Source organism: Paraburkholderia caffeinilytica (assembly GCF_046030355.1).
Taxonomy (GTDB): Bacteria; Pseudomonadota; Gammaproteobacteria; order Burkholderiales; family Burkholderiaceae; genus Paraburkholderia; species Paraburkholderia caffeinilytica_B.
The window spans coordinates 58,219-83,582 of record NZ_JAQQCQ010000023.1; the positions used below are offsets into that span (position 1 = coordinate 58,219).

The window sequence follows — 25,364 nt, forward strand, 5'->3', positions numbered from 1 at the left end:
CCGGACTTGCTCCGGCAGCAGGATTCAGGCTGCAGGCGCTTAGGCGCGGCTGCGGTACTCGTGCGTGCGCGTGTCGATTTCGATCTTGTCGCCGATGTTGCAGAAGAGCGGCACTTGCAGTTCGAAACCGGTGGTCAGCTTGGCGTTCTTCAACACCTTGCCCGACGACGTATCGCCCTTGACTGCCGGTTCCGTGTAGATGATTTCACGGACCAGCGTGGTCGGCAGTTCGACCGAGATGGCTTTCTCGTTGTAGAACACGACTTCGCAAGCCATGCCGTCTTCGAGGTAATGGAGGGCGTCGCCCATCATTTCGCCTTCGACTTCGAACTGGTTGTAGTCGGCGTCCATGAACACGTACATCGGGTCAGCGAAGTACGAGTAGGTGACTTCCTTGCGCTCCAGCACGACGACGTCGAACTTGTCGTCGGCCTTGTACACGTTTTCCATGCCTGCGCCGGTCAGCAGGTTCTTGAACTTCATCTTCACGACGGCGGAGTTACGGCCCGACTTGTTGTATTCGGCCTTTTGCACGACCATCGCGTCGCTGCCGATCATCACGACGTTACCGGTGCGGAGTTCCTGTGCGGTCTTCATAAAACTGTCCTGTACGAAATAAGTAGCTTCAACTTTTGCTCAACGGCATACGGCGCAAGCGGCTTCGCGGCTCCTTGCACCTGGCGCGGCGCCGCTTGGGAAGCGGCACTGTGCGGGAAGCGGTGCATGGAGCGCGGCCGGTTTGCCGCAATAATCCGCGGCGAGGCTGCATTCCTGCACCCCCTGCAATCCGTTTCCTGCTTTTTACCCTGTGCGGGCGTGCTCACGAGTGGCGCCGATCGACAGGATGCGCCCCTTTTTTGACATTGCGCCACTCACTGCCAAGCTGAGTGCGCGTCATGCATCTTTCGATGCCGGGTTCGCCAAGGCCAGCGGACTGGCCTGTTGAGTTTGCCTCGCGAGTCGGCTTTGGCAGTTGACCTGGCGAATTTGCCAGACGAATTGACCAACCTACTCGCTACGATCGGGCCGCGCTTGCGTCGTCGGCCGTTGGATAACCGCTTATTTTAACTGAGTTTTTGCGAACAAGGCCAGATTTCCGGCGAGGTCGCCCACCTGGGTCAGTTCGCCGGCCCATTCGGCCGCGCGTTGCTTCAGCGCCGCGCGGTGATGTTGGAATTCCGCCCAGTCCGGCCGGCCCGCGCCGTTCCACGCGTGCCAGAAGCGCGCGAGGGCGTCCCGCGCGTCGGCGGGCAGGGTGCGGGCGTAGTGGGCGAGCGCGGCGTCGAGCTTGGGCAGATGGGCGTCGTCGGCTTGCGGGTAGATGTGCCAGATGAAGGGTTTCGCCGCCCATTGGGCGCGCACGAACGAATCTTCGCCGCGCACGAAATTGACGTCGCTGGCCCACAGCAGCGTGTCATAGCCGGGTTGCTCGGTGAAGGCGAGCGCGTGGGCGCTGAGGTTGCCGCGCTCGGCGTGCGAACCGGCGGCGAACGAAGGCAGGTCGAAAAAGCGCGCGACCGCGCCCGAAATGCGGCCTTCCGGCACCAGCAGAACGACCGGCTCGGCGCTGTCGCGCCATTGTTCCAGCAGGCTGTCGACGGCGGGATTTTCGTAGGCGAACAGCGAGACGACCGTGGCCGTAGCCGGCGGCGGCGCGCGACCGGTAGTGTCCAGCCACCACGCTTCGCGCGCTGGTTGCGACGCTTCGAAGGCTGTGCGCGCGGCGTCGAGATGCCGTTCCTTCAGCACGCCGCCGGTGCCGGGGCCCAGTCCGGGGAAAAAGAAGGTTTTGGTCAGCGGGTAGCGCGGATGGGACGACGGCCGCAGATGGAAATCCGCGACCCAGTCTTCGGCGCTCAGGTATTCGAGGTTGAACCAGGCCGGCGCGCGCTCGCGCCGTGCCATCGCGGCGACATAGATTGGCGGCAACTCGCAGCCGAACGCCTCGATCACGACGTCGGCCACTTCGAGCGTATCGCCCGCGTGGGCCGGTTCGTGCCAGTGTTCGATGACGATTCCGTCGACCGCCTGGCGCGTGCGATCCAGCGCCAGCGACGGGCACAGCTTCTGAAACGCATGCAGGTCGTCGACGAACACGCGTACCTGCCAGCCGTGTTCGCTCGCCAGTTGGCGCGCAAGACGCCAGCACACGCCGATGTCGCCGAAATTATCGATCACCGCGCAAAAGATATCGCAGGCGATGGTGGTGGGCGCGGCAACGGGTTGTTCGGACGGCGGCGTAGCGGAGGGCATGGTGGCGTAGGTCGCTGAGTGGAACGGGGGCATGGCTGGGTTCGGCAGGGCCAGGCCGACGGGTGGCGCAACCGGCTTCGACCGTCGTTGGCTTGCGCCGCGCTATCGCGCCATTCGATGCAACAGGGTTCGAACGCACGCGGAATGCTCTAAACTGGCGATTCTAAAGCACTCGTCCGCGATTCCGCGCCCAGGCGGCCACGCAGCGCGCGGCACGCAGGCAGAGGCTTCGCGACACTGTCCCAGTCAACCGATTCTGCATGACCGAACCCGAAGCGACCGACGTTTTCGAGCCGAAGAAAGTGCTCGCCCAATTGCCGCATCTGCCCGGCGTCTATCGCTATTACGATACGCAGGGCGCGGTGCTATACGTGGGCAAGGCGCGCGATCTCAAGAAGCGTGTCTCGAGCTACTTCACGAAGACGCAACTATCGCCGCGTATCGCGATGATGGTGACGCGCATTGCGCGCATCGAGACGACCGTCACGCGTTCCGAGGCCGAAGCGCTGCTGCTTGAGAACAATCTGATCAAGGCGCTGGCGCCGCGTTACAACATTCTGTTTCGCGACGACAAGTCGTATCCCTATCTCAAGCTGACCGGCCACAAGTTCCCGCGCATGGCGTATTACCGCGGCTCGGTGGATCGCAAGAACCAGTACTTCGGCCCGTTCCCGAGCGCGTGGGCGGTGCGCGAGAGCATCCAGATCCTGCAGCGCGTTTTCCAGTTGCGCACGTGCGAGGATTCCGTGTTCAACAACCGCACGCGGCCGTGCCTGCTGCATCAGATTGGCCGCTGCACGGCGCCATGCGTCGCGGCGATAAGCGAAGAGGACTACGCGCGCGATGTCGCCAATGCGTCGCGCTTTCTGCTCGGCCGGCAGGGTGAGGTGATGAAGGAACTCGAGCAGAAAATGCACGCATTCGCGGGCGAGCTGAAGTTCGAGCAGGCTGCGGCGGTGCGCAATCAGATGAGTTCGCTGTCGACGGTGCTGCATCAGCAGGCGATTGAAGTCGGCGGCGATAGCGACGTGGATATTCTCGCGGTCGTGGCGCTCGGCGGACGCGTGTGCGTGAATCTCGCGATGGTGCGCGGCGGACGGCATCTGGGTGACAAGGCGTATTTCCCGGCGCATGTGGAAAGCGCGTTGACGGCCGGTGAGGGCGGGCTTGAAGACGGCGGCGACGATGAGCTGTCAGTCGATGTCACGAGCGCCGCAGCTTCGCTATACGACGCGGCGGCGACCGGGGCGAACGCCTCGTCCGATGCAACTGACGCGCTCACAATCGCTGAGGAGATGCCTGCCGAAGAGGACGAAGAGGACGACGAGGCAGACGCTGCTATCGAGGCTGAAGATGAAGCGGATGACGCGGCCGGGTCCGAAGCCGAGGCCTCGGCGCCGCGCAAAGGCCGCGCAATCGCCGGCGGCATCGAATCTGAAGTCCTGGAAGCGTTCATCGCGCAGCACTACATCGGCAATCGCGTCCCGCCGGTGCTCGTGGTCAGCCACGCGCCGGCCACGCGCGAACTGGTCGATGTGCTGATCGAGCAGGCCGGACACAAGGTGACGGTGCTGCGCCAGCCGCAAGGCCAACGGCGCGCGTGGCTCGCCATGGCCGAGCAGAACGCGCGGCTTGCGCTCGCGCGTTTGCTCTCGGAACAAGGCTCGCAGCAGGCCCGCACACGCGCGCTCACCGACACGCTCGGCATGGAGTGCGAGGACCTCGCGCATCTGCGTATCGAGTGCTTCGACATCAGCCATACAATGGGCGAGGCGACCCAGGCGTCGTGCGTGGTGTATCACCATCACAAGATGCAGTCGTCCGAATACCGTCGCTACAACATCACCGGCATTACGCCCGGTGATGATTACGCCGCAATGCGCCAGGTGCTCACGCGTCGCTACGAGAAGATGGTCGCGCAGGCCGCTGCAAACGCCACGGACGAAGCAGCTGAATTGCAAAGCGACGCGGCCGCGGACCCGGCGCTCGCATCGGATGCCGCGGAACCGGCTGCGGCCGGCGGCATCCTGCCGACCATCGTGTTGATCGACGGCGGCAAGGGCCAGGTCGAAATCGCGCGCCAGGTGTTCACCGAACTGGGTCTCGATACCGGCATGCTGGTCGGTGTCGCGAAGGGCGAGGGGCGCAAGGTCGGTCTCGAAACCCTGATTTTCGCGGACGGCCGCGCGGCGCTCGAACTCGGCAAGGAAAGCGCGGCGCTGATGCTGGTCGCGCAAATCCGTGACGAGGCACACCGTTTTGCGATCACCGGCATGCGCGCGAAGCGCGGCAAGACTCGCCAGACCTCGCGGCTCGAAGAGCTCGAAGGAGTGGGCGCGAAGCGGCGTCAGCGGCTATTGGCGCGCTTCGGCGGCCTGCGTGGGGTGGTCGCGGCCAGCGTCGAGGACCTGGCGAGCGTAGAAGGGATTTCGCAGGCGCTTGCCGAGCAGATCTACCGGCAGTTGCATTGACGACGGTGCGCCGCGTTGCCTGAGGAACGGCGAGCCGCTCGTCAAAAAACGACTGGGGTGTGTCCGGCAAGCGGTTGACCAGCAGCGAACAGGCGACGCAAAAGCTGCTGACAGCCGGTTGATGAGCCATGCTCCGGCATTGCGCGTGCGTGGCCCCGCGCGCCGCTTCGCTTGTGGCAGGCCTTGTGACACGGCACAATTGCATCTCCCTTGTCAGACGCTGCGCCTGCCCATGCCGTTTAATTTCCCGATTTTCCTGACTTGGCTGCGGATCGTCCTGATTCCGCTCGTCGTCGGCGTGTTCTATTTGCCCGACATGATGATGAGCCCGGCGCACCGCAATCTGGCGGCCGCGACGATTTTCATTCTGGCGGCGCTCACCGACTGGTTCGACGGCTTTCTGGCCCGTAAATGGAATCAGACCTCGGCGTTCGGCGCGTTTCTCGATCCGGTCGCCGACAAGCTGATGGTGACGGCGGCGTTGCTGGTCCTTGTGCAACTGGCACGGATCGATTCGGCGATCGCGCTGGTGATCGTCGGACGCGAGATCGCCATCTCGGCGCTGCGCGAGTGGATGGCGCAGATCGGCGCATCGAAGAGCGTCGCGGTGAATTCGCTCGGCAAGTTCAAGACCGTATGCCAGATGGTCGCGATTCCAATGCTGCTGTTTTACGGGCCATTGCCGTTCGGTGGCGGTGTCTTTGTCGATACGCGTGTGTGGGGCCTGTGGCTGATCTATCTGGCCGCGTTCCTGACGATCTGGTCGATGCTCTATTACATGAAACTCGCGTGGCCGCAGATCCGCGAGCGGGGCGGTGTTGCGTGACTGACTGGAGAACGATCGGCGCGCGACGCCAGGGCAGCTAGCGTGTCCGAACGTCCCCGAAGCATGAGTGAAATCTTTTCCGTTAAAGACATTCGCAAAGGGGGTTGACACGTTTCAGTCGTTTCTCCATAATCTCGTTTCTCCGATGCACGCAGTTCGAAACGTCGGTGGCAGTAAGAGAGTTGTTGCAGTAACTAGGCAGCAGTTAGTAGGAAAAGCAGTGCAATGCGGGAGTAGCTCAGTTGGTAGAGCGCAACCTTGCCAAGGTTGAGGTCGCGAGTTCGAGCCTCGTCTCCCGCTCCAAATTTTGAAGCAGCGCATTGTTTGGCGAAGTAAAAGTGCAATGCGTTGTGAAGTAGGGCAATGCGGGAGTAGCTCAGTTGGTAGAGCGCAACCTTGCCAAGGTTGAGGTCGCGAGTTCGAGCCTCGTCTCCCGCTCCATACATAAGGGGAAGCAACGCTTCCCTTTTTGTTTGGTGGGCCGGTCATTACGGTAACCCACCAGACAAATCTGAGAATCTGCAGCTAGGTTCCAGTCCGCTTGCGGCGCGATAGCAAAGCGGTTATGCAGCGGCCTGCAAAGCCGTTTAGGCCGGTTCGACTCCGGCTCGCGCCTCCAGTAGTTGATGTAAAGAAAAGCCCCGACTTGTCGGGGCTTTTCTTTTTGGGGCGCGTTGTCGCTGATGTCAACGCAGCGGGTTTCAGTGCAACGTGGCGCATTCCTGCGCGCAGACCTTCATCGTTGTCCGTTGCGTGTTCGTGAGAAGACCAACGGCGTTACTGGCAAACAGTTCGGCAGTGAGGCGGAAATCAAGCCCGACAATGGCACGACACTGTCGCTGGCGCCAACTAAGGTACGGACCACTGTTTTACCGGCCGAGGCCAGATAATCTTCCTGGACATTCGCTCCCGGGTAGCTGACCCGAACTTGCGGCGGAACCGCCGTGCAATAGACAGCGCCATTGACGAGTAAGGATGACGCCGTCAATGCCGGAACCTTCAGCGTGGACTATGCAGGCGCGTACGCATGCAATTCCGATTTACCAATCGCTTTTTATTTTCTTTCATTTGTTATTTTTTATCTTTCAATGTTGTTCTGTTGATTTTTAGCGACCCCGAATTAAACATTGATCGATAGCAGTTCGTTGTCAATCCTGTACAGTATCCCATGCTGTTTCGCGTATTCAGAGACATCGTTAGAAATACGATGCAATCGTCTTGATGTTTATCGGCCGCGAAAACACGGGGCAGGGCAAACACGCTGTTAATACAACATTCGACCAATGAAAAAGACCATAACTGCTGCTGTGCTGTTTACCGTTGGGTTGCCGTTGCTGGCGATCGCACAATCGGCACCGCCGCCTGCGATTAAAGGCGGGGATTCATGGACCTACGTCAATACCTTCGAGAAGGCGCCTTCGACGTGGCGCCAATCGCACGACGAAGTGACGGTCTTGCGCACAACGCCTTCCCACATCTACTACACGTCGAAGCAGTCGGGTTCGACCCAAACGCCGAATGAGGTGATCGCGGGCGCCGACTGGAGCCGTGAACGCAACGTGAATGGCGCGGAGGTGGTTGTCAATCGGCCGTTTGTTTTTCCGCTATCGCCGGGCAAAACCTGGAACGTGGAGTACACGGAACAGCACCCGAACAAGGTCTTCGCTTCGCAAAAGTGGAGCAGCCAATATCGGGTGGTGGGTGTAGAAACCGTCGAGGTGCCGGCTGGAAAATTTCAGGCGATTAAAGTCGAAGCGGAAGGCGATTGGGTTGCGCAACTCGAGCCGACGCAAACCGTTACTCAAGCCGTGCAGACGCAGCAGGGCGATACCGCCATGATCACTCATGCGCAGAAAACCGGGCCCACCCAATTGACTGGACGCACCTATAAAGCATTCTGGTATGTGCCCGAGATCGGCCGCTGGGTGAAATCGGTGGAAGAATATTACGGCAGTAATGGCATACGAAACGAGCGTTATACGGGAGAGCTGGAGTCGTACAAAAGAAGCACGGAATGATTGGAGTACCCGCGATTAAACTGTCAGTTTTCGCCGCGAGAGAAAAAAGCCCCGAACGCCGGGGCTTTTTTTCCAATATTTATTGCAAAGCCGACCCGGTATGCCTATCCCAAACCTTGAACGCCGCTCCTTCTATCTGCGCCTGATCTACGCGCTATGCCTGTGCGGCGCCACCTGGACACATCTGCAGGTGGCCCTGGTTCACGGACTCTGGTGGGACTATGGCGGCGCGGCACCTCTGACGCGAATCTACTGGACGTCGCTGCTCTTCATCGATCCGCTCACGGCGTTGCTCCTGTTGGTCAGTCCTGGCGCAGGGCTGATCCTTTGCGTCGCTGTCATCGTGACGGACGTAGTGCACAATTCGTGGTTCGCGCTGCATCATCCGATCCGCCTCGACCTGTACCTTTCGCAGATCGTCTTCCTGCTGTTCGTCACCTTCACGGTGCGATCCGCGTGGCGTGGGATCACGAGACGGTCTGTCGCGCTGCGCGCTGTCGATTGAATCGCCTGATTGATTACCCGAGCGCCGCTTTGTGCAATTGCTCATTCACACGAGGCTGCATGTACCTGGAACTCACCGGCACCAACGTCCGTCTGCTCGGCTCGATGCATCTGTTTCCGGCAACGAGCCGCAGAACGCCGCCATGGATCGTCGAAGCCTATGACTGGGCTGAATCGCTGGTCTTCGAATCCGATCCGCCGACGATCCTGCCGTTTCTGAAGGCGCCTCCGCAAGGCGGTGCTGATCGGTTGCAGCCTTTGCTCTCCGCGGATGCCTGGACGCAGTTGCAGGCTGTATGGCCCGCAGAGGGGCCGTTGGCGCCGCTCGTCGAGCTGCGTCCGTGGGCGGCGCTGATCGTCGCGCCGACGCTGTTCCAGCAAGTTGTCGAAGGTGTCGAGCCGCGCATGTTGCGCTCGGCGCAGACGCAAGCCAAACCGTACCGCTATCTCGAGACCGCGCAGGACGTGGCGGCCTCGCTCGAATCGATTTCGCTCGAAGCAGTCGGCACCGCACTCGGTATGCTGATGTCCGATCTCGACGAACCACAACGCACGCTCGAGCGAATGCACGCCGCCTGGTTGCATGGTGATTTGCAGGCCGTGCATGAGATCGCCGTCGAGTCGCCGATGTTCAATTTGCCCGGCATCCGCCACGCGATTCTCGATGCCCGCAATCGCGCGTGGGCGGCGCGTGTGCAGGAACTGCTCGGACGGCCGGAGCGGACCTTGGTGGTGGTGGGCGCGTTGCATTTGTGCGGGCCCGGTAACCTGATCGAATGTCTTGCACAGCCCGTCGAGCCGGTTTTTGCCAGCAGCTAGCAGGGTTGCGGCTGGCGGTGATATCGATGCAATTCACCACGAAGCGTTCGGGATGCGTGGTGTGGCGCCGGCGTGATCGGGGGATGGTGGCTGAGTGCAGCACGTGCGTGGATCGCGCAGCCAATCGCGCCAATCTCGGCACGGCATAGCCTAAGATCGCCACGCGCGGCATAATTTCGCATTGCCGCCGCTCCTGCAGGCGCATCTTTTTTAAAGCCTTTCCATGACTGAACCACAGCAAACCGCCGCCACGCGACTGGCGCAACTCGAATGGCGCTGGAAAGCGTTCGAAGATCTCTCGGGCGCCGAAGTCTATGCGATGCTGGCTGCTCGCAGCGCGGTGTTCGTCATCGAGCAAAACTGCCTGTACGGCGACATCGACGGGCTCGATTCAGATGCATGGCATCTGCTTGCCTTCGGCGCGGGTGAAAAGCGGCCGCCGCTCGCGGGCTACCTGCGCGTGCTGCTGCCGGATGCCGACGATGCCGATATCCGCATCGGCCGTGTCCTGACCACGGCGGAATTCCGCGGCATCGGCCTCGGCAACGCGATGCTCGAACGCTCGCTCGCGCATATCCGTGCGCAGTGGCCCGGCACGCCGATCCGTTTGCATGCGCAGGCGCATCTGCAAGGCTTCTACGGCGCATTCGGCTTTACGCCGGTGTCGGAGATTCACGAAGAGGATGACATCCCCCACGTGTGGATGCGTTCGGTCTAATAAGCCAGACCGCAAAGCGCGCTCGGCGTGTGGCGCGCTGACCGGCTTTACACGCGGCGGCGTCAATAGAACCGGAATTTCAGCGATGGCTGCTCGCCGGCGCGGGCTGCGACAGGCCTTGCGCCGTCTTTGCGCGCCGCTCGCCGCGCAGGCGTCCGCGCGCCGACAGTCGCATCCAGTGACGCAGCGCCAGCAGCGCGCCGATCACGCTCATCATCGAGCCTGGAATCCACAGCAATAGGCCGCCGATCTGCTGATCGCGCATTGGGCTTAGCCACGTGAAGGCGCGTCCGCAGATCGAGTAGATCGGATAGAGCTCGCGCGGCGTAAAGAAGATAAACGCACCCAGCATGATCTGCGGCGGAATCGCGGCGATCACCACCAGTACGCGCTTGCCGGGCGACAAACGCGCCGGCGGCGCCGGCCGGGGATCGAGCACGAGCCACCAGAACAGCAGGCCGTCGATCACCATGCTCCAGTTCATCACGCGATAGAGCCGCCAGTCGAGCATCGCCACGAAATGGATCGGCGACATCAGCCAGAAGTAGATCAACCCGACGAACAACGTGACCGCAACCACCGGATGCATCACGACGTCGAGCAGCTTGCGCACCACCGGTGTCTCCAGCACGGGCCGCACGAAGCGCTGCCGCCAGCCGAATGGAATGCCCGCGCGCAGCGCGGCGCCCGGATAAGAGAGCGCGATAAAGAACGGCCCGAGGTGATGCAACACCAGATGCTGCGCGCGATGCATGAAAAACTCATGCTCGAAGAAATAATCGAGCCGCGTATGCAGCGCGACATACAACGCGACCAGCCCGAACCAGAAGGAAATGCGCCGGCGAATCGACACCTTCGCCTTGTGCGCGCCACGCACGAACAGAATCGCCGGCACCAGCAAGGCGATCACGACGGTCGGCGAAAACTCCCAGGGGTCGAGCCAGTAGAGCAGATTCATCACAGGGCGTTACTTGGTCTGGGCGGGCGACTTGACGGCGAACGGCGTATCGAGCGTCTCGCCGTCGGAGAACTTCAGCGTGAGATGCACGGTGTCGCCGGGTGCGACCTTGTGCTTCGCGTCTTCGAGCATCACGTGATAGCCGCCCGGCGCGATCGCCACCTGGCCGTGCGCGGGCACCGTCAGCTTGTCGACCATCACCATCTTTTGCGTCGAGCCGTTCGACACGGTTTGATGCAGCATGGCGCCGCCGTAGTCGTTGCTGGAAATATCGACGAGGTCGACTGGCTTGTCGCCCGCGTTCACCAATGTCACGTAGCCGGCGGCGGGGAGGTTGTTCGGCAGCCAGCGCACCCAGGCGTCTTTAACGCTGATGGCGTTAGCGCCGGCGGCAAGCGCTGCGGACGCGAAACCGAACGAGAGGGCGAGGGTGCAACTCAGTGCGGCGAACGTTTTGATCTTGATCGACATGGGTGAACTCGGGAAAGGTCAGGAACGGTCATCAATGATACGGCGCAGGTCTTGTGCGATCGCGTCGGGCGTATCGTGATCGGTGGCGAGCAGGCGCGCGTGGCCTTGCGAGTCGAACACATAGACGGCTGAGCTGTGGGTGACTTCGTAGTTGCCGTTGGGGTCGCGCTTTTCCATCTGGTAGGCGACGCGGTAACGCTTGGCGAGCGACTCGATCTGCCAGTCGGTACCGGTCAGACCCTCGGCGTGTTGCGAGTCGAAGGCGCCGACGTAATCGTGCAATGCTTTGGGCGTGTCGCGTGCCGGATCGACGGTGATGAACAGGATGCGCACTTTTTGCGCGTCCGGGCCGAGTTTGCCGAGCACCTGCATCAGGCGGCCCATCGTTTCTGGGCAGACGTCCGGACAATGCGTATAACCAAAGTAGACGAGCGACGTGCGGCCTTTAAACGAATCACCGGTTACGGCGCGGCCGTCGTCGCCGGTTAGCGTGAAATCGAGATCCGGCAGGTGGCCGGTCACGTTGGTCAACTGGAACGGTTCAGTGGGGTGCGTGCAACCGGCCAATGCACCGAGCACACCCACCACGACGGTCAGCGCCACCCGGCGCGCGGGCCACGGCCGGCGTGGCGTCAAGCGGTTCGGCTGTTGGCGGAAGGAGATCAGGGGGAACAAAGCAGGGCTCAATGACTCGATTGAAGAGCGGCGCGTGAGTTGCCCACACATGGGCGTGGGCCGGTTCATGCAAAACGCGCGGCCTGTCGTGATGTGCAAATAGGGTTGTCACGGCAAGGGTCTGCGTGGCAGCGACTGTATCGCAAAATGTCCGGCGACGTCGCGCAGCGCCCGCTGGCGCATGGTTTGCGAGGCAATTTGACGCAGGTGGCTGAAAGCTCGTTGAAGCCGGATTGTTCTCGTTTTGAACGCAATCGCGAACGGCGTCGGCTGTGCTGCCCGGCCAGGCTTGTGTCCCAGCTTACTTTCTCGAAAAATTGACGGATGCGCGGTAAGATGCGCACACTTTTCCGGCCGCAGAAGGCTGAAAGGCAAAATTAACCGATGCAAGCACTTCCGGCTGTTCTGTCTCCTGGTGAGACGGCATTTTTCTTCGACTTCGACGGCACGCTCGTCGAACTCGCACCCACGCCGGACGGCGTGCTGGTGCATCCGCGCGTGATCGTGTTGCTGGGCGAGTTGCGCAGCCTCACGAATGGCGCAGTCGCGATAGTCTCGGGACGTGGCATAGACAGCATCGACGGTTTTCTCGGCATGCCCGATCTGCCGATCGCCGGTCTGCACGGCGCCGAGCGGCGCGACGCGAACGGCGACACGCAGCGCATCGGTTTTCACGACGAGCGTCTGTTGCGCATGGAGCAGGTGCTCGCGCAGGTCGTCAACGAACATCCCGGCATGCTGCTCGAAATCAAAGGCGCCGCGCTGGCGCTGCACTACCGCAACGCGCCGGACCGCGAGCCGGTGGCGCGCGAGGCGACCGAGCGGCTGGTGGCCGACTACCCCGGCGCGTATGTGTTGCAGCCGGGCAAGATGGTCTACGAGATCAAGCCGAAGGACGTCGACAAGGGCCGCGCAATGCGCGCGTTCCTGGACGAGCCGCCGTTCGTCGGCCGTACGCCGGTGTTTGCCGGCGACGATCTGACCGACGAGAAAGGCTTTGCCGTCGTCAACGAGCGTGGGGGCCTGTCGATCAAGGTGGGTGCGGGCGACACGATGGCGCACACGCGCGTCGAGTCGGTCACAGCGCTGCTCGACTGGCTGGAATCGGTTGTCGCGGCTGCGCGCGGAGCGTGATGGTGAGCCCGCATCGCTCAACGACCATGACTTATTGCATCGGGAATCGCGCTTCATGAGCCGACTGATCATCGTATCGAACCGGGTTGCGCCGATCTCGGAGGGCGGCCCGGCAGCGGGCGGCCTCGCGGTCGGCGTGTACGACGCGCTGAAGGAAACCGGCGGCATGTGGTTCGGCTGGAGCGGCGACGTGCTCAGCTCGGGTCAGCCGCAGATCAAGGTGGAAGAGCGCGGACCGGTGACCTTCGCGACCATCGCGCTGATGCGCCGCGACTACGACCAGTATTACCGCGGTTTTTCGAACGCCACGCTGTGGCCCGCGTTCCACTATCGCGCCGATCTGTTGCATTACGACCGGCACGACTTCGAAGGCTACTGCCGAGTCAATGCGTGGCTCGCCCAGCAGCTCGTGCCGCTATTGCGCGAAGACGACGTGATCTGGGTCCACGACTATCACCTGATTCCGTTCGCCCAGGCGTTACGCGCGGCCGGCGTGAAAAATCGCATCGGCTTCTTTCTGCATATTCCGTTTCCCGCGTCGCAGGTATTGCTGGCGGTGCCGCCGCATCGCGAACTGGTCGAGGCGCTCTGCTCGTTCGATCTGCTCGGTTTCCAGACCGCGCCGGATTTGCGGGCGTTCTGCGATTACATCGTCAATGAGGCGAACGGCACGGTGGACGTGCCGGCCAGCGGACCGCTGAGCGTCCATGCGTTCGGCCGCACGTTGCGTGCGGCGGCTTATCCGATCGGTGTCTATCCGGATGAAATCGCCGAGCTCGCGAAAGCGGGCGAGCGCGGCAAGCCGGTACGCACAATGAAGACGGCACTGCATTCGCGCAAGCTGATCATGAGCGTGGACCGCCTCGATTATTCGAAGGGTCTGGTCGAACGGTTTCGTGCGTTCGAGCGCCTGCTTGAGCATTTCACCGCGCAACGCAACAAGGTGTCGTTCCTGCAAATCGCACCGCCGACGCGCGCCGACATGCACGCGTATCAGGACATCCGCCTGCAGCTCGAAGGAGAGTCGGGGCGCATCAACGGTCGCTTCGCCGAACTGGACTGGACGCCGATCCTGTACATCCACAAGCAGTACGAGCGCTCGGTGCTGGCCGCGTTGTTTCGCACGGCGCATGTCGGCTACGTCACGCCGTTGCGCGACGGCATGAACCTCGTCGCGAAGGAGTATGTGTCGGCGCAGGATCCGGACAATCCGGGCGTGCTCGTGCTGTCACGCTTTGCCGGCGCTGCGCAGGAACTGGACGGCGCGCTGATCGTGAATCCGGTCGATATCGACGGCATGGCCGAGGCATTGGCGAGCGCGCTGGAGATGCCGCTTGTCGAACGTCAGGCGCGGCATCGCGACATGATGGCCCAGCTGCGCGAGAACAATGTGTCGGTGTGGCGCGATAACTTCATGCGCGATCTTCAGAGCGTCGATGGTGCGAAGAGCACCAGAACCGTGAAGGTGCGGGCCGGATCGGCCAGGAAGACGGCGCGCGAAACCACGGTCGGATAGGCGGTTTTCGGGCCTGGCTAAAACTGCCTTTGAAAAACATAAAAGCCGCTCTCGAGCGGCTTTTATGTTTGTTGCTGCGGATATTGCTGAAGCAGCAGAACGTGATGCACTGGCTAGACCACGTGCTGTTCGTCCACCTTCTTGCCGCCGACATGCAGCGTGGTGCCCTTGCCGTATTGCTTCGAGAGCAGATCGCGATACAGGCCCGGCCGCTGGCGCAATTCTTCCGGCGTGCCGTCGTCGATCACCTTGCCCTGGCTCATCACGATGATCCGGTCGAAGTTGTTGAGCGTCGACAACCGGTGCGCGATCGCGATCACCGTGCGGCCCACCATCAGCCGGTCGAGCGCCTTCTGGATCGCTTCTTCCGAGGCGCTGTCGAGCGCCGAAGTGGCTTCGTCGAGCAGCAGGATCGGCGCGTTCTTCAGGATCGCGCGCGCAATCGCGATACGCTGACGCTGCCCGCCGGACAGCTTCACGCCGCGGTCGCCGACGATCGTATCGAACCCTTCCGGCATGGCTTCGATGAAATCGCTGCAGCGGGCTTCGCGCGCGGCAGCGACCACTTCTTCCCGGGTCGCTTCGGGGCGGCCGTAGGCGATGTTTTCGTACACCGTGCGATGGAACAGGGAAATATCCTGCGGCACTAGCGCGATGGCATGGCGCAGGCTGTCCTGGGTGATCGCGGCGATGTCCTGGCCGTCGATCTTGATGGCGCCGCCCTGTGTCTCGTAGAAGCGCTGAAGCAGCGCCAGCACGGTGGATTTGCCCGCGCCCGACTTGCCGATCAGGCCAACCCGCTGGCCCGGCTCGATATGCAGGTCGAAGTGATCGAGAATCGGCCGGCGGCGCGGGTAGGCAAAGGTCACACTCTCGAAATCGACCCGGCCGCCTTGCGGCACGAGCTCGGTGGCGCCGTCGCGATCCGGCATGCCGTGCGGCTCGAGCAGGGTGCGAACGGCTTCCGCGAGGCGCGCGACGTGCTGCGTGACGTCGACCAGCGCCACGGCGAGGTCGCGTGTGCCGTGCAGAATCGTGAAGCCGAGCGAGCTGACCAGCACGATGTCGCCGGAGGTCGCCTTGCCTTGATCCCACAGCCACAGCGCCCAGCCCAGCAAGCCTGCTGACAGCAGCGCGGTGATCACCGCGTGCAGCAGGCGCAGCTTTTCCAGATACAGCAGGCTTTGCTGGCGCGCTTCCATTTCCGCCTTGACGGTTGCGCCGAAACGTTGCTGCTCGCGAAACGTCATGCCGAAGGCGCGCACGAGGCCCATGTTGCTGATCACGTCGACCAGCTCACCGTCTACCGACGCTGCTTTCGTCGCAAAGTGGTGATGCCGCGCCGAGCCGCGCCCGGCAAGCTTGTAGAGCACGACCGACAGAATGGCCGAGCAGAGCATCAGGCCGCCCGCCATCAGCGGATTCACGGCGGTGATCATCACGATCGCACCGAGCACGGCGATGCACGGCGGCAGCACGTTCCAGGCGGTGGTGTTCTCCGCGGTGTAGACCGCGTTCGAGGTGGCCGTGATGCGGCTTGCCAGCATGCCCGGCTGTTTCTCCGAGTAGTAAGTCGGCGAGTGGCCGCTCAAATACTGGAACAGGTCGCGCCGCAAGTCGCCGGTCACGGCCACGAAGGTATGCGCGGCCACCCATCCGCCGACCCGCCACAGCAGGTTGTCGGCGGCGATCAGGCCGACCAGGATGGCGAAAGCGCCCCACAACGGCCCGGGATGATGCCGGCCTTCGCCGAGTACATCGATCAGATGCTTGATAGCGTATTGCGAAGCGAGCGCACAGCCCACGGCCGCGAACACGCTGCACAGGACGATCGCATGCGCGAGCGGATGGCGGCGAATAAAGCGGAAAAGAAACGCAAGCGGCCGGTGCGCATAGCTCGCAAGCTTTGCGTTCTGGGCATTACGCTGGGCGATGGTTAAGTGTTCCAATTGATCGTGAGGTCGGTGTGTTTCAGGTTGTGCACGCAAGGCATGGGCCATAGCAAAAGCGTTCGCCGCGAAGCCGATGCTTCGCATTGTAAACATGCAAAAGCGATTGCGCCCTGTGTATCCGGGCGATGGCGCGACTGATTTCGCGATAGACGACCGCAACCTGCTGTTGCTCGACCCGCCGGGGGAGCGGTGGTTCACGCTGGCTGCGGACTATTTCGGGATATAATTACAAATTGCATTCAACTGCGGCGCGGCATTTCTTCAAGGTCTGCCGGCAAAGTTGACACAGGAACTTACAGCTACCGTCTTCAGGTCGGCGTTGCGAGCCAGTTGCTACTGTAGAACTGTCTTATAAAACAAGGGTTTGTAAAGTGTTTCACCTTTGTAACAACGTAAAGACTTTGAAATGTTGTGGTGCAGCGAGATCCCCGGCATTGATAATGCATGCTCGGTTGGCCCACCGAAATATCTGACAGTTTGTCAACGTAGGTGCCATGTGTGCGTTTACCGGCACATGCGCAGGCAGCGAACTGCTGATCTGGGCTCACTACCCAAGCGATCCATCGCAGGATTTCTCGAAAGAATCAGGCCCGCGCCGGCATATCCGGCCAGACTGCCCTGGCGAGCAAGCGAGTCGCTTTTACCAAACGCAGTACTTTTGCCTGATTTTTACGGAGTTCTTCATTATGCGAATCGCTCAAATTGCTCCCTTGCACGAGGCGGTTCCTCCCAAGCTTTACGGCGGGACGGAACGCGTGGTGTCCTATCTGACCGAAGCGCTGGTTGAACAGGGCCACGACGTCACGCTTTTCGCAAGCGGCGATTCGCAAACCTCGGCGAAGCTCGAAGCGTTCTGGCCGCAGGCGTTGCGCCTCGACCCGACCATTCGCGACGTGATGGCGCCGCACATGCTGCTGCTCGAAGAAGTGCGCCGCCGCGCGGACGAATTCGACGTGCTGCATTTCCACATCGATTACTACCCGTTCTCGCTGTTCGCCCGCCAGCCGGTGCCGTTCCTGACCACGCTGCACGGCCGTCTCGATCTGCCGGAACTGCAACCGATCTTCAACACGTTCAGCGACGTCCCGGTGGTGTCGATTTCGGACAACCAGCGCATTCCGCTGCAACAGGCGAACTGGCTGCAAACCGTTTATCACGGGCTGCCGGAAAACGTGCTCACGCCGATCAAGGACGTCGAGCCGGGCTACCTCGCATTCCTCGGCCGCGTCTCGCCGGAGAAGGGTCTCGACCGCGCGATCCGCATCGCCGGCCAGGCAGGCATGAAGCTCAAGGTCGCAGCCAAGATCGACAAGGCCGACCGTGCCTACTACGAAGAAGTGATCAAGCCGCTGATGGCGCTCCCGCACGTCGAATACATCGGCGAAATCGGCGAGGCCGAAAAGCGTGAGTTCCTCGGCAACGCGCATGCACTGGTGTTCCCGATCGACTGGCCGGAGCCCTTCGGTCTGGTGATGATCGAAGCCATGGCGTGCGGTACGCCGGTGATCGCGTTCAACCGTGGTTCGGTGCCGGAAGTGATCGAAAACGGCGTGTCGGGTTTCGTCGTCGAAGACGAAATCAGCGCGGTCGCCGCATTGAAGCGTCTGCACACGCTGCCGCGCGCCAAGGTGCGTGCCGCATTCGAATCGCGCTTCTCGTCGAAAGTGATGGCGCAGAACTACGTCGCCGCCTACGAAGAACTGCTCCGTCAGAAGCATCGCACGGTGCTGCGCGAAGTCAACGCCGGCTAAGTACGGTACGTAAAAGCAGCCAGCCGAGCTTGCAGGCGCGCTTTCGGCGCTTCCCGTCAGGCGCCGCTTGGCCATCTTCACGCTGGCCAGGCGGCGCCCCCGCCGATCAGACGGTCCGGCTGCTTCAGCAACGCCCCGCGTGCATCTCGCTTGCGGGGCGTTGTTGCATGCGCGCCGCGGTTTTGCCTGTAGGCGGCAGAAAGTACGGTTTTGGGGCCGGCAAGTATGAGCCTGTCTCGGTAATATCCCTATAATGGCCGTGCCGCAAATCTGGCTGCGGCGCCGCAGACGACAGGAGGATGCTTTGGCGAGAACGAAAGAGACGCGTGCGAACGCGGCGCCCGGCGCCGGAATGATTTTCGCGCTGCGCGCCATCGGTCTCGTGCTCCTCACTCGCTGGCTTTTTTCGATGGCGCAGATGGACCTGGGCGCGTCGCTGTCGGCGATGGTGTCCTCGCCGTGGGCGTGCATCAACCTGGTGTTCCTGTTCCTGTTGATCTTCCTGCCGGGCGCCCGCGCCGTAGCCGAGCGTCCGTTGCATCCACTGCCGCAATGGCTGCGGCAGGCGGTGCGTCTGTTTGCTTTCCTCGGATTCCTGTTTGCGGTCTGGTCGGTCGGCGCATTTGCGGCGAGCGCCGGTTGGCGGCGCGCCGCTCAGGCCGTGGCGGCCACTAACGGCTGGCTGTTGGCGGCCCCGGCGTTGTACGCAGCGGTCGTGTGGATTTGCCGGCCGCGCGCGCTGTGGCGAACCAATATCGCCGCGCGGCGCTTTGCAATCGGCCGCTATGCGGTCGCGCTCGATCCGGCCACCCGCACGGTGATCGTCTGGGCCGAACGTCGCAAGGTGGGGCAGTACGATGCCCGCGAATTGTCCGTGCGCTGGGCGACATCGCCGGGCGTGAGCGCGCCACCGGCGCCTACGCCCGCGGTGGCGTTCGGCGTTGCCGGCGAGCTGGGTGGATCTGCGGCGCCGCTCGGCGCAGCCGGCGCGCCTGCGCTGGCTCGCGGCGCCTTCGGCCGACGTCCGAAAATCGAATTGCTGTGGGATTCGCCGGCTGCGGCGGGCCACAATCGGCAAACGGTGTTCCGCACTGCGCTGACTACCGAGGGTGATCGGGTCGCGGCGCGTGCGCTCGACACATCGTTGCGGCAAGTCTGAAACGGTCGCTTTGTGCAGTCGGCCACACCCTGCGGTCGACGCAGGCGTCGTAAAGTGGGCTGTAGCCGATAATAAGAACTGTAAGAAAGGTGCCGCCCGGTGTTTCAATGGGCGAGTGAGACATACATCGATCGTATTGCGTCGTTTGCAGGAGTCGCTATGCTGGTTCGCTGGTTGCTTGCCGCCCTTCATCTGCTCGCTTATGGCTTTGCCCTTGCGTCGATTCTCCGGCGCACCTGGTCATTGCGGCGAGCCAGCGTGCCCGCCGCGTTGCGATCCGTATTCCGCTCCGACACGCGGTGGGGCATTTCAGCGCTGGTGCTGATTGTCACCGGTTTGATGCGCGCCTTCGGCGGTTTCGAAAAGGGCGCTGACTATTACCTGCATGAGCCGCTCTTTCACGCCAAGATGACGCTGCTCGTGTTGATCCTCATCCTCGAAGTCCCGACGATGCTCGGCCTGATGCGCTGGCGCGCTTCCATCAGGAAAGGCGCCCCGCCTGATTTGCGAAAAGCGCGCACCTATGCGCGTTTCAGCGTGATTCAGACTGTGCTGCTGGTGTTGATGGTATTCGCGGCTACCGGCATGGCCCGCGGCGTTGGGCTGCCTGCGGGCGTGGTTTAGCCGGACGCCGAGTGCCATTTACTTCTCAACCACCAGACTTGAATCATCGAGCCGATTCGTCTTCGCGCCGTCGGTCTTGCGCATGACTTCCGAATCGCCCAAGCCCTTGATCAACTCCAGCGCCTGACGCTCGAACAAGCGCCGGTACAGGCCGTTCTCGAGTCTGATCAACGCCTCGTGACTGCCTTCCTCGATGATCTTGCCCTTGTCGAGCACCAGCAGCCTGTCCAGCGCTCGCACGGTGGAAAGACGGTGCGCCACCACCAGCGTCGTGCGGCCCATCATCAGCCGCTCCATGGCGCGCTGGATCAGCACTTCGCTTTCGCTGTCCAGGCTCGAGGTCGCTTCGTCCAGAATCAGGATCGGCGCGTCCGCGAGAAACGCCCGCGCAATTGCCACGCGCTGACGTTCGCCGCCCGAGAGCTTGATACCGCGTTCGCCCACCAGCGTGTCGTAACCTTGAGGCAGCGCCGCGATAAAGTCGTGCGCACTGGCGAGCCTCGCCGCGCGTTCGATCTCGGCGCGGCTCGCGCCGGGCCGTGCGTAGGCGATGTTCTCAGCCAGCGAGCGGTGAAACAGCACCGGCTCCTGCTGAACGATCGCGATCTGGCTGCGCAACGACGCCTGCCGCACACGGGCGATGTCCTGACCGTCGATCGTGATCCGACCTTCCGAAATGTCATACAGCCGCTGGATCAGCTTGATGAAGGTAGTCTTACCGGAACCCGAATGCCCGACCAGTCCGACGCGTTCTCCCGGCGCAATGCGCACGGAGAAATTGTCGTAGAGCGGCGTCGCTTTCGCACCGTAGTGGAAGGTGACGTGCTCGAAGCGGATTTCGCCTTTGCCGATCGCGATCGGGCCCGCGCCGGGGCGGTCTTCGATACCCAGCGACTGGCTCTCCAGCGACACCAGCTCTTCCATGTCGTTGACCGAACGCTGCAGGTTGCGGATGTGCATGCCCACGTCGCGCAGATAGCCTTGCAGCATGAAGAACATTGTCAGCGCGAACGTAATGTCGCCGACGCTCGCTTCGCCGCGCGCCCACAACAGCAAGGCGACACCGAGGATGGCGGCCTGGATGGTCACCAGCATGCCGCCCTGCAAGCCGCCGTTGATCGTGCCGCGGATCCATGTGCGGCGTGTGCGATGACGCCACTTGACGATCACACGGTCGAGCAGGGCTTCTTCGCGGTCTTCGGCGCCGAACGCTTTCACCACGCCATTGCAACTGACTGCATCGGCGAGGGCGCCGCCCATGCGCGTGTCCCACGCGTTAGCGAGGCGTGCGGCGGGCGCAACGAAGCCGAGCGACATGGCCACGGTCACCGCGATATAAAGCACCGAGCCGATGCCGACAACCGCGCCCATCATCGGCCAGCGCCAGCCGAGCAGCGCCGTTGCGCCGACCAGCATGACCAGCGACGGAAACAACGCGATCAGCAGCGTGTCGTTGAGCAGATCGAGCGCCCACATGCCGCGCGTGATCTTGCGCACCGTGGACCCGGCGAAGCTGTTGGCGTGCCAGTCCGTCGAAAAGCGTTGCACACGATGAAACGCGTTCGCGGCAATCTCGCTCATCATCTTCAGCGTCAGCTTGATGATGTTGAAGAACACGCCTTGACGAAGCAGCGTGGCGCCGAGCCCAAGCGCGCCCAGCACGCAGAAGGCCGTGATCGCCGCGCGCCACGCGACGGTGTCGCCGGCCGAGCCGGACGCGATCGCGTCGACGAGCCGCCCGGCGAACATCGGCGTGAGCACGTCGGCCAATGCCGAGAGCAGCACCAGCGCCGCGATGACGAAGATGCGCCAAGGCTGTTTGCCCCAGTGAAGGAAGGTGAAGCCGAGGACATCCTTGAAGGCTTGTCCGCGAAAGTCGAGTTTTTTTCTAGTCATTTGCCACGACCCGGTGGCGCGCGAGCGCACCGAGGTTCCAGTCAGAAGCGAAAGGAAGAGACAGTCAAGCGAGCCGAACTCTGTTGACAACGATGCCGGCAATGGGACTACGGACTGTCTGGAAATTGCGCGGGACGCCTGTTCAGGCAGAACCGCGTGAGCGACGACGCGACGACGTTAAGGTCGCGAGAACGGTCGTGAGACCATTCCAGGGAGCGCGATATGCACTGCGAACATGTGACGCCTCCCTTTAGTCGAATGAGGTGAAGAAAATGAGCGGGGCGAATGCCCGAAAACTGACTATATCAGCAGTGTTTGGCGGCTGCAATCGTACGAAAGTTCGGTATTGACTTCGAAGCAGAGCAGGCGCAGATGCTTATCAAGGTGCGCATGTGATTAAGCCGGGGCGTGCATGCCAGACAAAAAGAAGCACAAACAAAAAAGCCCTCGACTTTCGTTCGAGGGCTTTCTTTTGCGGTTCTTCGGATACCCCGCGAATCTGGTGGGTGGTACAGGGATTGAACCTGTGACCCCTGCCGTGTGAAGGCAGTGCTCTACCGCTGAGCTAACCACCCGAAGAGAGCCGAATTATGTCAGGGATTTTTCGAGTCGTCTAGTACTTTTTAAGCGGTTTGCTCATCCGCGGCCGAAGCCGGAGCCGGTTCGAGGCGCCACACGCTGGTGCCTTTGACCGCTTTGTCGAGGCCGTCGAGCACGGCCTGATGTTCGGCGATTTCATCGTCGCTCGCGGCGATCACGACCAGATTCAACGAATCGATCGCGATGCGCGGCGCGTGTGCATCGCCGCCGCCGTGCGAATCGCCGAGCATGTCGATGACGAGGCTCTCCTGGCCGCGCGTCATCGCCAGGTAAACCTCAGCAAGCAGTTCCGAGTCGAGCAGTGCGCCGTGCAACGTGCGGTGCGCGTTGCTGATGCCGAAGCGGTCGCACAGTGCGTCGAGTGAATTGCGTTTGCCGGGGAACATCTGCTTGGCGCGCGCCAGGGTATCGATGATCTCGCCGCAGTAGGTTTTCACCGGCGGCAAACCCAGCAACGCAAATTCGGCATCGAGAAAGCCGATGTCGAACGGCGCGTTGTGAATGATCAGATCCGCGTCCTGAATGAAGTCGCGAATCTGATCGGCGATCTCGGCGAACTTCGGTTTGTCGCTCAGGAATTCGGTGGTCAGCCCGTGAACCGCCAATGCGCCCGGATCGCTTTCGCGTTCCGGATTGATGTAGAAATGCAGGTTGTTGCCCGTGAGCCGGCGGTTCACCATTTCGACGCAACCGAGTTCAAGAATCCGGTCGCCGGTTCGTGCATTCAGGCCGGTGGTTTCGGTATCGAGGATGAGTTGACGCATGTCGGATTAGCCTGCTCTAAAAAATCAGCAAAAAAGAAGGGCGCGCGCATGTGTGCTGCGCGCGTCGCAGTACACATCACATTTCCGCGAGTGACGCGACGCCGCGATTGGCCAGTTGATCCGCGCGTTCGTTTTCCGGGTGGCCGTTGTGACCGCGGACCCAGCGCCATTCGATCTCGTGCTGGGCGACGAGCGCATCGAGCCGCTTCCAGAGATCGGCGTTCTTCACCGGTTGCTTCGCGGCGGTGATCCAGCCTTTTTTCTTCCAGCCGTGAATCCATTCGCTGATGCCCTTCTGCACGTACTGCGAGTCGGTATGCACGACGGCCTTGCAGGGGCGCTTGAGCGCTTCGAGCGCGGCGATCACGCCCATCAGTTCCATGCGGTTGTTGGTGGTGTTGGGTTCACCGCCGAACAGTTCTTTTTCCTGGTCGCCGAAGCGCAGCAGCGCGCCCCAGCCGCCGCGGCCGGGGTTGCCTTTGCAGGCGCCGTCGGTATAAATATCGATGATGTCGGAAGTCATTGAGTGTGGTTGCGTGTGTTCGGTGTGGCGGCGGGCGCGAGGCCCGCGGCGAGGACAGGTTTCTTCACTTTCAGCGGGCCGACGAGGCGCATGCCGCGCACGCGCTTGATCGCCTTGATCATGTAGGTGGCGCCGAAAATCGGCCACCAGCGGTCGCCGGCGGCTTCCATGAAAGCATAGCGGGACAGCCATTGTTCGCTGCCGAGCGGCGGACGATAGCAGCCGAAGCGCCCGCGTTCAAGGTCGAAACCCAGCAGTTTGATCCAGTCTTTCAGGCGCGTGAAGGCGATCAGGTCGACTGCCGCGGGCACGAACGGCCGGCCGGTCATCTTGCCGACCGATTGGCGCGCGCCCCACAGCGACAGCGAATTGAAGCCGAGAATGATCAGTTGGCCCTCGGGCATCAGCACGCGCTCGGCTTCGCGCAGCAGCCGGTGAGGGTCGCTCGTGAATTCCAGCGTATGCGGCATCACGATCAGGTCGACGCTTTGAGCTTCGAACGGCAGGTCGAGCAGATCGCACCAGACGGCGCTGCGTCCAGCCGGCGCCGGCAAACCCGTGGACAGACCTTGTGCCCCGCCATTGCCCAAGCCATTCGCCCGGCCATTCCCGGCACGCCCCAAACCGCGCGGGAAAGTGTAGGGCGCGCTCGCGCCGCTCGCGGCGTCGAGCACGAGTCCGCGGCACGGCATGCGGTTTTCGCGCAAGGCGTCGAGCTGCGGCAGGCCGAGTTGCAGCGCATGGTAACCGAACACGTCGGACACCACGCGATCGAGCTGGGTCTGTTCCCACTCGAGTACGTAGCGGCCGGGTGGCGAATCGGTCCAGGCAGGCCAGTCTATAATCGCTCGATCAGTCATATCAGAGAATGCGTCGCCTATGAATGCGCTCGAGTACGTACCGGTCCCAGCGTTTGAAGACAATTACATCTGGGTCGTTTCCGACGGGCATCATGCGGTGGTCGTCGATCCGGGTGAGGCCGCTCCCGTGCGCGCCTATCTGGCGAAACGGGGTTGGCGGCTGAGCGCTATTTTACTCACGCACCATCACCAAGACCATGTCGGTGGGGTGGCCGATCTGCTGAACGGCCAGGCCGTTCCCGTGTACGGCCCCGCGGGTGAGGCGATCCAGCACCTCACGTATCGTCTCAAAAACGGCGATCACGTGACGATTGCGGCGCCCGCACTCGAATTCAGCGTGCTCGACGTGCCCGGTCATACGAGCGGCCATATTGCCTATTTTCAGGCCGCCGACCCGCGCGGCACGCCGCACGTGTTTTGTGGCGACACGCTGTTCGCGTGTGGCTGCGGCCGCTTGTTCGAAGGCACGCCCACGCAGATGCTGGCGTCGCTGGATTCGCTGGCCGCACTGCCCGGCGCGACCGAGGTTCACTGTGCCCACGAGTACACGTTGTCGAACATCCGCTTCGCGCTCGCTTGCGAGCCGGACAACGCCGAACTGCAAGCCTGGCGTGACAAGGCGAGCGAATTGCGCGCGCGCCACGTGCCGACGCTGCCTACCACCATCGCCCACGAACGCGCCGTGAATCCATTTTTACGCGCCGACAGTCTGGCGATTCGCGCCACCTTGCAAGAGCAGTTGCATGAAAAAGTGTCCGATCGCCTGACGGCATTTACGCTCATGCGCGAATGGAAAAACCGCTTCCGTTGACCCGTTCGGCATCAGGGCGTTCCTCACGCGAAGAATCGCAAAAATTCGCCAAGCCCAAGAT

Annotated in this window: 23 protein-coding genes and 4 tRNA genes; 16 read left to right on the top strand and 11 right to left on the bottom strand. The window is 62.2% G+C overall.

Annotation, left to right across the window (positions count from 1 at the left end):
- Positions 1–39 precede the first annotated feature (39 nt).
- The gene (gene efp / locus PQQ95_RS28470) at positions 40–597 is read right to left on the bottom strand and encodes an elongation factor P (protein ID WP_408443560.1); all 558 of its coding nucleotides are present in this window, start codon (positions 595–597) and stop codon (positions 40–42) included.
- 462 nt (positions 598–1,059) lie between these two features.
- Entirely contained in the window at positions 1,060–2,178 is a 1,119-nt protein-coding gene (earP, locus tag PQQ95_RS28475) for an elongation factor P maturation arginine rhamnosyltransferase EarP (protein ID WP_408443696.1), read from the bottom strand.
- 335 nt (positions 2,179–2,513) lie between these two features.
- On the opposite strand from earP, the gene uvrC reads away from it, so the two are divergent.
- The 9 genes from uvrC to PQQ95_RS28520 all read left to right on the top strand — a co-directional run bounded on the left by uvrC (position 2,514) and on the right by PQQ95_RS28520 (position 9,609).
- On the top strand, positions 2,514–4,724 hold the full coding sequence (gene uvrC / locus PQQ95_RS28480) for an excinuclease ABC subunit UvrC (protein WP_408443563.1): 2,211 nt from the start codon (positions 2,514–2,516) through the stop codon (positions 4,722–4,724).
- Between the two features lie 232 nt (positions 4,725–4,956).
- Positions 4,957–5,550 carry a CDP-diacylglycerol--glycerol-3-phosphate 3-phosphatidyltransferase gene (gene pgsA / locus PQQ95_RS28485; RefSeq protein WP_144192490.1) on the top strand — a complete coding sequence of 198 codons (594 nt, stop codon included), beginning with the start codon at positions 4,957–4,959 and terminating at the stop codon, positions 5,548–5,550.
- A 227-nt stretch (positions 5,551–5,777) separates the two neighbouring features.
- Positions 5,778–5,853: transfer RNA gene (locus PQQ95_RS28490), tRNA-Gly, on the top strand.
- A gap of 62 nt (positions 5,854–5,915) precedes the next feature.
- Positions 5,916–5,991 (top strand) — tRNA-Gly (locus PQQ95_RS28495).
- 104 nt (positions 5,992–6,095) lie between these two features.
- Positions 6,096–6,169: transfer RNA gene (locus PQQ95_RS28500), tRNA-Cys, on the top strand.
- 664 nt (positions 6,170–6,833) lie between these two features.
- Complete coding sequence (locus PQQ95_RS28505) at positions 6,834–7,568, top strand: hypothetical protein (protein WP_408443566.1); 735 nt, start codon at positions 6,834–6,836, stop codon at positions 7,566–7,568.
- A gap of 100 nt (positions 7,569–7,668) precedes the next feature.
- Positions 7,669–8,073: a hypothetical protein gene (locus PQQ95_RS28510; RefSeq protein WP_408443568.1), complete on the top strand. Its 405-nt coding sequence runs from the start codon at positions 7,669–7,671 to the stop codon at positions 8,071–8,073.
- 59 nt (positions 8,074–8,132) lie between these two features.
- Complete coding sequence (locus PQQ95_RS28515; protein WP_408443571.1) at positions 8,133–8,891, top strand: TraB/GumN family protein; 759 nt, start codon at positions 8,133–8,135, stop codon at positions 8,889–8,891.
- A gap of 223 nt (positions 8,892–9,114) precedes the next feature.
- Positions 9,115–9,609, top strand: a complete 495-nt coding sequence (locus PQQ95_RS28520; RefSeq protein ID WP_408443574.1) for a GNAT family N-acetyltransferase — start codon at positions 9,115–9,117, stop codon at positions 9,607–9,609.
- A 79-nt stretch (positions 9,610–9,688) separates the two neighbouring features.
- On the opposite strand, the gene PQQ95_RS28525 is transcribed toward PQQ95_RS28520, so the two are convergent.
- The 3 genes from PQQ95_RS28525 to PQQ95_RS28535 are packed head-to-tail and all read right to left on the bottom strand — an operon-like array spanning position 9,689 to position 11,713.
- The gene (locus PQQ95_RS28525) at positions 9,689–10,567 is read right to left on the bottom strand and encodes a cytochrome c oxidase assembly protein (RefSeq protein ID WP_408443577.1); all 879 of its coding nucleotides are present in this window, start codon (positions 10,565–10,567) and stop codon (positions 9,689–9,691) included.
- A gap of 9 nt (positions 10,568–10,576) precedes the next feature.
- Positions 10,577–11,038 (bottom strand): copper chaperone PCu(A)C, encoded by a 462-nt coding sequence (locus PQQ95_RS28530; RefSeq protein ID WP_408443579.1) that lies wholly within the window; start codon positions 11,036–11,038, stop codon positions 10,577–10,579.
- Positions 11,039–11,056: 18 nt separating this feature from the next.
- Positions 11,057–11,713, bottom strand: a complete 657-nt coding sequence (locus PQQ95_RS28535) for an SCO family protein (RefSeq protein WP_408443581.1) — start codon at positions 11,711–11,713, stop codon at positions 11,057–11,059.
- A 384-nt stretch (positions 11,714–12,097) separates the two neighbouring features.
- On the opposite strand from PQQ95_RS28535, the gene otsB reads away from it, so the two are divergent.
- Entirely contained in the window at positions 12,098–12,847 is a 750-nt protein-coding gene (otsB, locus tag PQQ95_RS28540) for a trehalose-phosphatase (RefSeq protein WP_408443584.1), read from the top strand.
- 55 nt (positions 12,848–12,902) lie between these two features.
- Positions 12,903–14,363: an alpha,alpha-trehalose-phosphate synthase (UDP-forming) gene (gene otsA, locus PQQ95_RS28545; RefSeq protein WP_408443587.1), complete on the top strand. Its 1,461-nt coding sequence runs from the start codon at positions 12,903–12,905 to the stop codon at positions 14,361–14,363.
- A gap of 113 nt (positions 14,364–14,476) precedes the next feature.
- Here otsA and PQQ95_RS28550 read toward each other — a convergent pair whose 3' ends face one another.
- Positions 14,477–16,363, bottom strand: coding sequence for an ABC transporter ATP-binding protein (locus tag PQQ95_RS28550; protein WP_408443590.1), 1,887 nt, complete (start codon positions 16,361–16,363; stop codon positions 14,477–14,479).
- Between the two features lie 43 nt (positions 16,364–16,406).
- Here PQQ95_RS28550 and PQQ95_RS28555 point away from each other — a divergent pair, with 43 nt between their 5' ends.
- The 4 genes from PQQ95_RS28555 to PQQ95_RS28570 all read left to right on the top strand — a co-directional run bounded on the left by PQQ95_RS28555 (position 16,407) and on the right by PQQ95_RS28570 (position 19,849).
- The gene (locus tag PQQ95_RS28555; RefSeq protein ID WP_408443591.1) at positions 16,407–16,541 is read left to right on the top strand and encodes a hypothetical protein; all 135 of its coding nucleotides are present in this window, start codon (positions 16,407–16,409) and stop codon (positions 16,539–16,541) included.
- A gap of 460 nt (positions 16,542–17,001) precedes the next feature.
- Positions 17,002–18,066, top strand: a complete 1,065-nt coding sequence (locus PQQ95_RS28560) for a glycosyltransferase family 4 protein (RefSeq protein ID WP_408443593.1) — start codon at positions 17,002–17,004, stop codon at positions 18,064–18,066.
- A gap of 304 nt (positions 18,067–18,370) precedes the next feature.
- Positions 18,371–19,225: a hypothetical protein gene (locus PQQ95_RS28565; protein ID WP_408443595.1), complete on the top strand. Its 855-nt coding sequence runs from the start codon at positions 18,371–18,373 to the stop codon at positions 19,223–19,225.
- Positions 19,226–19,384: 159 nt separating this feature from the next.
- Positions 19,385–19,849, top strand: a complete 465-nt coding sequence (locus PQQ95_RS28570) for a DUF2214 family protein (RefSeq protein WP_408443597.1) — start codon at positions 19,385–19,387, stop codon at positions 19,847–19,849.
- Positions 19,850–19,867: 18 nt separating this feature from the next.
- On the opposite strand, the gene PQQ95_RS28575 is transcribed toward PQQ95_RS28570, so the two are convergent.
- From PQQ95_RS28575 to PQQ95_RS28595, 5 genes are all read right to left on the bottom strand, one after another.
- On the bottom strand, positions 19,868–21,745 hold the full coding sequence (locus PQQ95_RS28575) for an ABC transporter ATP-binding protein (RefSeq protein ID WP_408443599.1): 1,878 nt from the start codon (positions 21,743–21,745) through the stop codon (positions 19,868–19,870).
- A 500-nt stretch (positions 21,746–22,245) separates the two neighbouring features.
- A tRNA-Val gene (locus PQQ95_RS28580) sits at positions 22,246–22,320 on the bottom strand.
- A gap of 48 nt (positions 22,321–22,368) precedes the next feature.
- A complete protein-coding gene (dnaQ, locus tag PQQ95_RS28585) occupies positions 22,369–23,109 on the bottom strand; it encodes a DNA polymerase III subunit epsilon (protein WP_408443601.1) in 741 nt (246 codons plus the stop codon).
- 76 nt (positions 23,110–23,185) lie between these two features.
- A complete protein-coding gene (rnhA, locus tag PQQ95_RS28590; RefSeq protein ID WP_169485743.1) occupies positions 23,186–23,632 on the bottom strand; it encodes a ribonuclease HI in 447 nt (148 codons plus the stop codon).
- The gene (locus tag PQQ95_RS28595) at positions 23,629–24,492 is read right to left on the bottom strand and encodes a class I SAM-dependent methyltransferase (protein ID WP_408443603.1); all 864 of its coding nucleotides are present in this window, start codon (positions 24,490–24,492) and stop codon (positions 23,629–23,631) included. Before PQQ95_RS28595 ends, rnhA begins: the two co-directional genes overlap by 4 nt.
- A gap of 19 nt (positions 24,493–24,511) precedes the next feature.
- Between PQQ95_RS28595 and gloB the strand changes: the two genes are divergently transcribed.
- A complete protein-coding gene (gene gloB, locus PQQ95_RS28600) occupies positions 24,512–25,303 on the top strand; it encodes a hydroxyacylglutathione hydrolase (RefSeq protein ID WP_408443605.1) in 792 nt (263 codons plus the stop codon).
- The last annotated feature ends 61 nt before the right edge of the window (positions 25,304–25,364 follow it).